Below are 11744 nucleotides of genomic sequence, written 5' to 3'. Positions count from 1 at the left end.
TACTATTATCATTTGATAAGTTCAGGACGAAGCTCAAAGGCCATTGTTCAAATGAATATTCTTGCTTCTTCTCAGCTACCGAAGCTCTCTGGACAGAATGATTTCATTCTACTTTTCCTTTTCAACGCTTTTATATATAACACGTATTTTACGACTTAATTGCAGAAAAATCAAACTTAAATTCAAAAAAAAAAGGAAATTCCCTTCTCCCGCAGAATAAATATACGTTCACAAAAGGAGTGATACGATTGAATCAAAAACAACTAAGCACGCGTAATGAAAAAAGCTGGAATGCAGCTGCTTATGAAGCTTGGACGAATCGCCACGGGGCACCAGCCGATTATGCAAAAAAGCTTATGAAAGATCCCGTGCGCGAAGTAGAACACTATTTACCTTACATACAATCTCCAAAAGGAAAACGTATTATTAACTTACTCGGGTCAAAAGGAAATAAAGCCGTTGCTCTCGCTCTTTTAGGCGCTGATGTAACAGTTGTTGATATTTCAGCAAGTAATGCAAAATATGCAAATGAACTTGCGGAAGCAGCAGGTGTCTCTATCCAGTATGTCGTTTCTGATGTACTAAATGTGCAGCTCTCCGAATCATTTGATATCGTATTACTGGAACTTGGTGTACTCCATTACTTTCTAGATTTAAAACCGCTCTTTCAAAAAATTGCTACCATGCTTAAAGGAGATGGAACGCTTATCCTTCGTGACTATCATCCTTTTTACACGAAATTATTAGGAGTAGACCACCCATCATTTCGGGCCAATGGAAATTATTTCGATGAAGAATTGATTGAAGATGATGTGGCTTATAGCATCCTTCTTACAGAAGCGCAGAAAGAATCATTGCCTAAAACAACCATCCGTCGCTGGACGCTAGGAGAAATTATTACAACACTTGCACAAGAACATTTTAAAGTTGAAAAACTAATTGAAGAACACGGGTCTCATCAAAGGTGGGTCTTCCCTCCTACTGCACCGGAAGGAATTGAAGAACATATACCAGGTCTATATACATTAATTGCGACAGCATGCAAAAAAGGATCCCTTCACGGATAGGATCCTTTTTGCATGCTCACGCATATAAGTTGAGGTTGGAGATTACCATAATTCTGTAGAATAGGACACAAGATATTTCAACATTTCGTCTCTGACTTACGTCGTCAAAAAGGGGTATGACCAACATAACGAAGAGTAATGTTCGTAGTTGATACTGATAATCGTTATCAACTAATTAGAAGTATACATGATGTTATTTCAAATTACAATAGCATTTCTCATTTTTATTTATGAATTTTTTGATATACAAATGTATACATTTTAAGAACATTTCCTCTTATCAATCTGCCATCTTCCATTATCTGCTATAATTTTCATTGAACAGATTAATAACTTCATAATGGTGTTTTTATTAATGTCGTTCTTAATATTTATAAATCATAATAAATAGTTTTTAAAGGTAGGGATAACGATGAAATATGTTAGTATTCGCAAAAAACTACTGTTCACACTCTTAAGCATTTCTTCTTTATTTAGTATTGCTCTTATTGTTATTCTTTCATTCGCTATGAACCAAGCAAGCGAAATTGAAACGTTAAAAAATGATGTATCTAAACGAGCAACAATTTTAAAAGAACGTGGTGATTGGTTCCAAGCACAAGTTGCCGGTTTACAAGAATATTTACTGTCACATGATCAAAAAGGATTGGATAAATTCAACCGAGAAGGAAAAAAACTTGCTGATACTAGAGAGAAAGTAACAAGTGATAAAAAACTCCCAGAAGGAATGAAAGAAGCGATTTTAATGGGAGCAAAATGGCGAAGCGTCATAGATAATGAAGCCCTCCCTCTCGCTCGCGAAGGAAAATGGGACGAAGCATCCAAAATCGCTTTAGCTCAAACCGATTATGTAAACGATCTTTTAAGCCGTTTTACTAAATATGCAAATGAAGAAAATGATAAACGTGACGCATTAATTGCTGACGTAGAGTCTTCTTCATCTCTTATTCAATATATTATTTTCTTCTCTCTTATTACATGTACGTTAACATCTATTTTATTAGCATGGTGGTTCTCTGGTAAACTCGTTAAACCGATACGACAAATTGATGAGAAATTAAAAGAATTAGCCTCTCAAGATGGCGATTTAACTGCTAGATTACACGTAACGAGTAAAGATGAAATTGGTGATATCGCCAATTCCTTTAATCAAATGCTCGCTAACTTACAACGTATCATAAAACAAGTGCAACAAACATCAACAAGTGTAAAAGAAGCGTCTGAAAATGTGTTTATCGAAACCACTGCTTCTATGGAGAATACAGCCAAAACCGAAGAAACTATGAATGCTCTTGCGTATAATATTCGTTCACAAGTTTCAAGTATCGAAGAAAGTTCAACTGCAATGGACGATATGACAACGAGTGTTCAGCGTATTGCAGAATCTGCCTCCTCTGTTGCTAGCCTAGCTGTTACAACTTCAGAAAAAGCAGATAGTGGGAATAAAGTCATTGAGAAATCTATTACACAAATGCATACAATTAACGAAGCTGTTAACGCTACATCACAAGTAGTAGAGCGACTCATTACACATACGAATCATATTGATACTGCACTTCAATCCATTTCTAATATCGCGGAACAAACGAATTTACTCGCTTTAAATGCTTCAATTGAAGCAGCTCGTGCTGGCGAACATGGAAAAGGATTCGCCGTTGTTGCCGATGAAGTACGAAAACTTGCTGAACAATCTCAGCTAGCAGCAACTGACATTAACCATTTACTTCATCAAATTCAAGCTGACACAAAAATAGCAAATGAAATGATGACACAAGGTCAGTCAGAGGCTTCGGAAGGAATTACAGTCATTCGTACCGCTGGATCTTCATTCTCGGAAATTGTTAACCACATTAACAAAGTCTCTACACAAATACAAGAAATGTCTGCAACTGCTGAAGAAATGGCCGCAAGTTCAGAAGAAATGAATGCAGCTTTAAATAACATCGCTTCTATTTCAAATGAAGTTGCCGCCGAAACATCACAAACAGCAACTTCGGCTGGTGACCAAGTAAACAAAATGAGTGTCGTTGCTAAAAAAGCTTCTGAAATGAAAACGACTGTACAAGAACTTGAAGTTCTCGTTTCTCATTTCAAAACAAACGTTTAAAGCGAAACTTTCATTTATACTTCTAGGACCTACAAACTATTAAAAAGAGGGATTTACAATCTCTCTTTTTTTACTTTAAAATATCTCTTTCTATCTCTCATTCCGTCTGCTATAATTCCTAAAGGAAAGAAGAAAGCTTTATTCCAGAAGGAGTAAAGCTTTCTTTCAATTTTTTACATCAATTAATTCTAATACTAAGATTTCACAGAGGAGGCTTTTTATCATATGAATTTTATTAGCATTCGAAAAAAACTAATGTTTATGATGGGAACGATTTGCGCTTTATTTGGCATTGCCTTAGCTTTTATTTTATTTTTTACTATTGATCAATCTCGTCAAGCTCAAGCATTACAAAAAGAAATTTCCCCTTTGGCAACAGAATTGAAAGAACGTGGAGATGCTTATCAAGTACAACTTTCTGCTTTAAGAGGTTATTTATTACAACATGATCAAGTCGAATTAGACAAGTTTAATGAGATGAGTAAACGTCTGGAGGATTCAAAAGATAAACTTCTTTCTAATCCAAATGTTTCTCAGTCCATGAAAAATACAATGGAATCAGGATCGACTTGGAGAAAATTTATTGAAGAAAAAGTTTTCACTCTTGCAAAAGAACAAAAGTGGGAAGAGGCTTTACAAGTAGCTTATGCAGAAAATGGTACTGTTTATAAAGTAATTGGTGACTTCACAAATTACAGTAATGAACAAGCTAAGTTACGTGATCAATCTATCAAAAAAATTGATCAATCTTCACTACAAATTGAATATGTTGTCTTCTTATCACTTGTTATTTGTATTATCGTAGCTATGATTCTTGCATGGTGGTTCTCTGGTAAACTTGTAAAACCAATTCAACAAATCGATAGTAAACTAAAAGAATTATCATCTCAAGAAGGTGACTTAACAGCCCGCCTACAAGTAAATAGTAACGATGAAATTGGTACGATTGCAACATCATTTAATAAAATGTTAGAAAACCTACAACATATCATCAATCGTGTTCAAAAAACATCCGTGGAAGTACAAAATGCTTCTGAAAATATGCTAGAAAAGACGAATATATCACGTGAGGCAACAATAAAAGTTCAAAGCACGATGTCTAGCTTAAATGCAAGTATTCAATCGCAAACTGCTAGCATGGAAGAAAGCTCAACTGCAATGGATGATATGGCAGTAAGCGTTCAGCGTATTGCTGAATCAGCTTCATCTGTAACTGAACTTGCTGTAACTACATCGGAACAAGCTAATGATGGAAGTACTGTTATTCAAAAATCCGTTTCACAAATGACAACGATACACGACGCGGTAAATGCTACGTCAGAAGTGGTCGAACGTCTAATCACCCACACGAAATATATTGATACAGCTGTACAATCTATTTCTAATATCGCAGAACAAACAAACTTACTTGCTTTAAATGCATCTATCGAAGCAGCTCGTGCTGGCGAACAAGGAAAAGGTTTCGCTGTCGTAGCTGACGAAGTTCGAAAACTTGCTGAACAATCTAAAACAGCGGCAACGGATATTAACCAATTACTACATCAAATTCAACAAGACACTGAAACTGCTAGTTCGATGATGTCACAAGGCCGTTCTGAAGCATTTGAAGGCATTCATGTCATTCGTGAAGCTGGCAATTCTTTCACAACGATTGTGGAACAAGTAAATAAAGTATCTACTCAAATGCAAGACATCTCAGCAACTGCTGAAGAAATGGCTGCAAGCGCTGAAGAAATGAACGCTTCACTGAATAACATCGCTTCTATTTCGACTGAAGTGTCTAGTGAAACAGCGGCAACAGCACAATCTGCTGAGAAAAAAGTCACTACAATGAATGAGATGACACAAACTGCTAAACAAATGAAACAAACAGTTGAAGAATTAGATCAACTCGTATCTCATTTCAAAACTGAATAGCTTTCAAAAAATATTCCTCTTTCAAGAGGAATATTTTTTTGAGCTCATTCCCTGCATTATATATATATATCCGTTATAATGAGAACCGATATCATTAATATGTAGGGGGTGCTACACATGTCACAACAAGCATTTGAAGAAAAGTTATATGCAAACTTAGAAGCTGTTATTGATCCTGAACTAGGTGTTGATATTGTTAATCTTGGATTAGTTTATGACGTTACAGCAGATGAAAATAATAATGCTGTCATTACGATGACGATGACTTCTATTGGTTGTCCAATGGCTGGGCAAATTGTATCAGACGTAAAAAAAGTATTATCAACGAACGTACCTGAAGTCAATGAAATAGAAGTAAATGTCGTTTGGAATCCGCCCTGGTCTAAAGAACGCATGTCACGTATGGCGAAAATCGCATTAGGTATTCGCGATTAAATAAAGAAAGACCTGACATCCTAGTCAGGTCTTTTTCTCTTATTATTTTACGCCTACTGCATCATAAGCTTTCGTTACAGCTTGTACAGCTTTAGAGTTTTTACCATATAAATCTTCAGCTGACTGCAGAGCAGCTTGACGCATCATCTTAAAGTCAGAGTTTGCAGTTAAGTATTTCGTAAGAGCACGGTAATAAATTTTTTCTGTCGCTTCACGGCCTACTCCAGTTACTTTCACACCGTAATGCTCTCCGCCATCAGATACTAAATATGCAGCTTTATTGTTAATACTACTGTTAATATGAACGCCACCATTATCAGCTGTTCCAGTGTAGCGTTTATTGTAATGATCTGGGTAACCTTCACCTGGTTTTAATGGATTTGGAATAGATGCTGGATCTTTCAGAGAACGAAGTGCATCACCAGGTTTTCCAGGTGTATAAATGTCAGCACCTAAATCCCAGCTCTTCTTCTCAACCATGACACCCATAATATCAGATAACGATTCATTTAACGCACCTGACTCATTTTTATAAACAAGGTTTGCTGTATGTTCAGTTACAGCATGCGTTAATTCATGACCGATAACATCTAATCCAGCAGATAATGGAATAAACGTCGTACCGTCTCCATCACCATACATCATTTGTACACCGTTCCAAGCTGCGTTATTCCAGCTTTCTCCGACGTGAACAGTAGAAATAAGCTTCGCACCTTTATCATCGAAAGAGTTACGATTAAATGTCTTTTTGTAGTAATCATATACTTTTCCTGCATTTACATGCGCATCAACCGCTGCTTTATCTTCGAAGAACTTAGATTTACTCTCAACTTCTTCTCCTGTGTATCCAAGCCATTGTGAGAATAAGTTAAACAAGTTTTCATCCATATTTTCTGCATCAAATGTATGAACACCTTGTCCTCGTTTACCATCAAACAAGTTGAACGCTCCTGTTTTCTCATCTTGAGCAATTTCAAATGATTGTCTATCGCCTAATACTCCGTAACCAAATCCTGTAATGTGATCTACAGCGTTATATTTCTCAATCACATTTCCATTCGTTGCATCAACAAAATAATGCCAGTATCCTGGAGCTGGTTTTGAAATCGATGCTTTAACTAAGTATGCAAGATAGTACTTCCCATCTTTTTCATACACAAATAAATCTTTTTTCACACCGTCATAATTCTTTACTTTACCAACTTCTTTTTCAATATCTGCCTTTGCAATCGTTTCAGCTTGCTCTGCACTAATATTTGCAAACGCAGGAATATTTTTATCCTCTAAATTCGGAATAACTTGTCCGAAGAATGCTTTTACATTATTTTCTTTATCTAGTGTAACAGTCTGATCTGAACCATACACAGGAATATTATTATGTTTTTCAACTAACTTCACATGTGTCGTACCAGATTCAGCATCTTTTTCCTCCCCAACGACATTGAAGTGTTTATCAATATTTCCTGCTAATTTAAACATATCTTTCTTACTCTCTAAATATTGAAAGACCGTCTCTTTTTTATCTAGTCCTTCTGGTGCTTTCCATTCTTCACCTATGTATGCAGGTGTTTTAAATTCTTGATGATATTGAATTTTTTGTTCTTCTGCTTTCGTTGTCGTTGCTCCAAATGTTCCAAATCCCCCGGCTATAACAGTTAACGCTAATGCTGATGAAATGACTTGCTTTTTCACTATAACATTCCCCATTCCCATAAAGATTTTTGACACTTTTATACAATTCTTATTTTTCGGGCTAATACCTTTTTCTAAATATTGAGAAAGTTTTTTTCTGACAATTCCACTCAAAAAAAGAGGACATCAATTCGATGTCCTCTTTTCCATAAACGTTCTATTGTCTTTTCAATTCGATTGCTAAATAGTGTGATTGCTCTTTCGCTTCAATATGAATATCTTCTACTGCTTCTGCTGCATCACGCATAACAAGATTTTCACCATTTATTACACTACTCCCTTCAATTTGTACAAGGTACAATTGACGGCCTTCTTGCACCGGGAAATGAATTTCTTTTCCAGCATCTAACGATAAAGAATATAAATTCGCATCTTGGTGAATACGAATTGGTGCCTCTCCTTCTACTGGAGATACCATATGGAACCATTCATTTTCACGCTTGCTCCAATCAAATGTAAACTCACCATAGTTTGGTTTATGATCCGCACGATCTGGTAAAATCCAAATTTGTAATAAACGTAGTGTTTCATTTCCTAAATTATGCTCGCTATGAAATACACCTGTGCCAGCACTCATATATTGAACATGTCCTCGCTCAATTGTTCCGCGATTCCCCATGCTATCCTCATGTGTTAAAGCACCATCTACAACGTACGAAATGATTTCCATATCGCGGTGCGGATGCATATCAAAACCAGTTTGTGCCGCTACTAGGTCATCATTAATTACACGCAATGCTCCAAAGTTCATGTTATTCGGGTTATAGTAATTCGCAAAGGAAAAATGAAAATGTGTATTTAACCAACCGTGATTTGCTCTTCCCATATTTTTATGATCAACTTTTCTAAACATATCCTTCACCTCATATTATCTCGAATTCAAGATTTATTTTAAAAATTTTTCTCACTGTAATTTTTTTAGTAATTGTAATAATTGATGTTGTTCTTCTACATTTAAATTTTGAAACTGCTCCGCTTGGAACGTTTCTTGAGGCGGGACGATTTCTTCATATAAAGCTTTTCCCTTTTCTGTTAACGAAATATATTTTGTAGTACCTTCTTGTTCACGATGAATCCACTCCAGCTGCTCCATTTTATTTAATAGCTGCGTGATATTTCCCTTCGTAACAAATAGTTTATTTCCGAGCTCTTGCTGCGTTAGACGATTATGTCCTCCAACTTGAGCTAGCACATCAAACTGAGCGGCAGATACATTCCATTCTTTCAAATGCTGATTCGTCTCACGAATACTTTTGTTATAAAAACGTGATAAACGAAACCATAATAGTAATCCGAGTCTATCTTCTGTCTTCATTCTATCACCTCGCTCATTTCATACCATTAGTTTAGAACTAAACTTCATAAAAGTCAATCACTTACTTTTAGTAATCAACAAAGAAAGCACAGTGCCATTTCTCCACTATGCTTTACATTAACTTTCTATTTTTATATTCATCTAACTTCCTCTCCGCGAACTTTCTCGCATCTTTCTCAATCCATCTATCTTCGTACACTTCACTTCCAACATACAATACTTCTCTCTTATGCTGCATCGCATGACGAAACTCATGCAGTAGTGTTTTGAGCACCTGCTCGTACTCTTCCCACATACAAACAAAAATTAATTGTTTTTCTTTATGATAAAAACCACCTACTGGGAATAAGAATTCCTCTTCTTCTTCTCCTAATGATAGAAGCACATGATTCGCATCACACGTATCACAAAAAACAACTGGTGTTTTACATACTTCAATCAGTGAAAACAAATCATCTCTAAGCCTTTTGACATCCCAAGGAAGCTCCGAATCCAACACATACCAATTCTCAACTTGTTGATATACATTTTGAAACTGGAGTTCCATTTCTCTATAATCCCCTTTCCAAACTCCCTTTTCCTATATGTATGCCACAATATGTAAAATATTAAACCTACTCTTTCCCCTTTCGAAAAATGACAATAAAAAAAGAATCTATGTCAGCATAGATTCTTTTTACGTAATCACTTTTTTTTCATCATTTTTTTTAATACAAAGTAACCAATTGCACAAACAATAGCTGCAAGTGCAAAGTATTTCACATATGGCCCAGCTACTTTATTAATACTTTCCCACTCTGTTCCTAATTTAAAACCTAAATATACAAATACAATTGACCATGGAATAACAGCTAATGTAGTTAGCATAATAAACTTAGCATGTGACATTTTCGCAATACCCGCTGGTATCGAAATAGCATGACGCACAACAGGAATAAAACGCGCTGTAAAAATAACACCAGTTCCGTAACGATTAAACCAATCTTCAGCATAATCAATATGTTTCTTTTGAATTAAAATATATTTTCCATATCGCTCAAGGACGGGTCTTCCTCCGTACCGACCGATCCAATAAATGAATAGTTGTGCGATTACACCACCAATTGTACCGAACGCGACAGCGCCCCAAAACGTAATGCTTCCTGTTGATACTAAATAACCTGCATAAGACAATACGATTTCACTCGGAATAACCTCTAACATCAATCCAAGCATAATTCCCCAATAACCAAGTCCTTCTAGAAAAACTAAAACGGAATGAATCAACTCTCCTAACATCATGTACCTCTCTTTACTGTTTTCATTGCAAAAAATAAAAGTACAAGCAGTAAATATCTTGTACTTTTATTTTTAAAAATTAGTTAGTCTTCGTATCCCACTTAAAGATTCTATTTAAAAATTTATATACATTCTTTGACTCTTTCGTCAGAAGTGGACCTAAGATGGATAGTATAAGCACGTATAGTGCCGAGAATGGTTTCAAGACTGACATTAAACCACCGGCGATGCCGATATTGGCCATAATGATGGAGAATTCTCCTCTTGAAACGATTGTTAATCCAATATTTGTTGACGCTTTATGAGATAATCCAGCTTGTCGCCCTGCAATCATTCCTGCAACAAAGTTTCCGATGATTGTAAGAAGGACAGCACCTAACGTTAACCATATCGCTCCGCCTAATGAAAACGGATCAATGCTTAATCCGAAACTGAAGAAGAAAATAGCTCCGAAAAAGTCTCTAAATGGAACAACGAGATGCTCAATTCTGTCACTATGCTCTGTCTCAGAGAAAACTAATCCTAAGAGAAGTGCTCCAATTGCTTCAGCAACGTGAATTGTTTCCGAGAAACCTGCAATAAAGAATAAAGAAGCAAATACTACAATAATGAAAATTTCATCCGAACTAATATTGAGCAATTTATTTAATAACGGCGTCGCTTTTCTAGCTACAATAAAGAATAGAAGCATGTATCCTAAAGCAATCCCAATTGAAGTAAGAGCACCTAGGAAGGAAGCATGATCCCCTAGAACTAAACCAGAGACAACTGATAAATATACAGCAAGGAATATATCTTCAAACATAATAATTCCTAAAATTAATTCGGTTTCATTATTACCAGTTCTTCTTAAATCCACTAACACTTTAGCAACGATAGCACTAGAAGAAATCGTAATAATACCCGCAATAATTAAGATTTCTAGTAAAGGGAATCCCATTATAAACCCGTATAATAATCCAAGTGAAAAGTTAATTAAAATATAGATTGTTCCGCCAATCGCAATGGAACGTCCAGATTTAATTAGTTTTTTCATCGAAAACTCTAGTCCTAGGTAGAACAGAAGGAACAGAACGCCAATCCGTCCAAGGAAGGAAATTACACTCGCACTTTCAATAAATTTGAGATCAATAACACCTATTGTCGGTGCATGCGGTCCTACTAACATTCCAAGAACAATTAGAAAAGGAATTACTGAGAATTTAAACTTCCCAGCAATTACCGCCGCAATTGCTACTAAAACTAAAGCTGTACCAACTTCAAAAATTAACGTATCCATCTAGTCAGTCCCCCTATTCGAAAGTAACTCATTAATAATTTTTTTAATTTCTTCTCTCTCACCTGAAACTACAAGCATATCGCCTTCTTCAATTACCGTTTCTGGTCCTGGATTGAACAGCTTTTTCATATTCTTTTTCATAACTGCAATAATCGTTACGCTATATGTTTTTCTTATTTCAAGGTCGCCAATTGTTTTTCCGATTGCCGGAGCTGCATTCTCCACTTTAAACCACTCAATTGCTAAACCTTCAAAGACCATCTCAACATTTTCTAATGCTCTAGGTTTGTATACCATTCCACCTAATATTGCTGCAATTTGTCTCGCCTCTGAGTCACGTAATGAAATACTTGAGATACTTTCTTCATGATCTGAATCAAAATGATACATTTCTCTACGCCCATCATCATGAATGACAATCACCATCTTTTCGTTACCTTTCGTAACGATTTGAAACTTATAACCAATACCCGGAAGTTCACTTTCTCTAATATTCATATTTAGCTCCTCCATAACTTCTTTATTTTAATTTTCTGTTTTTCTGTCTTTTGTTCATCCAATCAATTTTAGAAATTCTAACCATTCAGGATACCTATGACTTGGAAATCTTTTATTGTAATAATAAGTGGCTCCTAAAAAGATACTTAAAGATGT

General features: G+C 35.7%; 11 protein-coding genes and 1 other annotated feature (1 of these 12 running past the window's edge). Of the genes, 4 read left to right on the top strand and 7 right to left on the bottom strand.

Annotated features, from left to right (window positions below; all coding sequences use genetic code 11):
* Positions 1-134: a binding site (T-box leader), on the bottom strand; it reaches 137 nt to the left of the window's first position.
* A gap of 114 nt (positions 135-248) precedes the next feature.
* The 4 genes from MKX31_RS25815 (at position 249) to MKX31_RS25800 (ending at position 5526) form a co-directional block, all read left to right on the top strand.
* Positions 249-1067, top strand: coding sequence for a class I SAM-dependent methyltransferase (locus MKX31_RS25815; RefSeq protein ID WP_340981685.1), 819 nt, complete (start codon positions 249-251; stop codon positions 1065-1067).
* A gap of 412 nt (positions 1068-1479) precedes the next feature.
* Positions 1480-3174: a methyl-accepting chemotaxis protein gene (locus MKX31_RS25810; protein WP_064476254.1), complete on the top strand. Its 1695-nt coding sequence runs from the start codon at positions 1480-1482 to the stop codon at positions 3172-3174.
* Positions 3175-3399: 225 nt separating this feature from the next.
* Complete coding sequence (locus MKX31_RS25805) at positions 3400-5091, top strand: methyl-accepting chemotaxis protein (protein ID WP_064476253.1); 1692 nt, start codon at positions 3400-3402, stop codon at positions 5089-5091.
* A gap of 117 nt (positions 5092-5208) precedes the next feature.
* Positions 5209-5526 (top strand): metal-sulfur cluster assembly factor, encoded by a 318-nt coding sequence (locus MKX31_RS25800; RefSeq protein ID WP_000082523.1) that lies wholly within the window; start codon positions 5209-5211, stop codon positions 5524-5526.
* 42 nt (positions 5527-5568) lie between these two features.
* On the opposite strand, the gene nprB is transcribed toward MKX31_RS25800, so the two are convergent.
* The 7 genes from nprB to MKX31_RS25765 all read right to left on the bottom strand — a co-directional run bounded on the left by nprB (position 5569) and on the right by MKX31_RS25765 (position 11588).
* Entirely contained in the window at positions 5569-7218 is a 1650-nt protein-coding gene (gene nprB / locus MKX31_RS25795) for a neutral protease NprB (RefSeq protein WP_064476331.1), read from the bottom strand.
* A gap of 157 nt (positions 7219-7375) precedes the next feature.
* Positions 7376-8071: a pirin family protein gene (locus MKX31_RS25790; protein ID WP_064476252.1), complete on the bottom strand. Its 696-nt coding sequence runs from the start codon at positions 8069-8071 to the stop codon at positions 7376-7378.
* Between the two features lie 51 nt (positions 8072-8122).
* On the bottom strand, positions 8123-8533 hold the full coding sequence (locus MKX31_RS25785; protein ID WP_000845460.1) for a MarR family winged helix-turn-helix transcriptional regulator: 411 nt from the start codon (positions 8531-8533) through the stop codon (positions 8123-8125).
* A 112-nt stretch (positions 8534-8645) separates the two neighbouring features.
* Positions 8646-9080: a DUF3920 family protein gene (locus MKX31_RS25780; RefSeq protein ID WP_000422829.1), complete on the bottom strand. Its 435-nt coding sequence runs from the start codon at positions 9078-9080 to the stop codon at positions 8646-8648.
* Between the two features lie 137 nt (positions 9081-9217).
* On the bottom strand, positions 9218-9811 hold the full coding sequence (locus tag MKX31_RS25775; RefSeq protein WP_340981683.1) for a DedA family protein: 594 nt from the start codon (positions 9809-9811) through the stop codon (positions 9218-9220).
* Between the two features lie 79 nt (positions 9812-9890).
* Positions 9891-11090: a cation:proton antiporter gene (locus MKX31_RS25770; protein WP_064476251.1), complete on the bottom strand. Its 1200-nt coding sequence runs from the start codon at positions 11088-11090 to the stop codon at positions 9891-9893.
* Entirely contained in the window at positions 11091-11588 is a 498-nt protein-coding gene (locus MKX31_RS25765; RefSeq protein ID WP_001026069.1) for a cation:proton antiporter regulatory subunit, read from the bottom strand.
* Between the last annotated feature and the right edge of the window lie 156 nt (positions 11589-11744).

This window comes from Bacillus sp. FSL M8-0063, assembly GCF_038005545.1.
In the GTDB taxonomy this organism is placed as follows: domain Bacteria; phylum Bacillota; class Bacilli; order Bacillales; family Bacillaceae_G; genus Bacillus_A; species Bacillus_A wiedmannii.
This window is presented reverse-complemented; position numbering and strand designations above follow the sequence as displayed.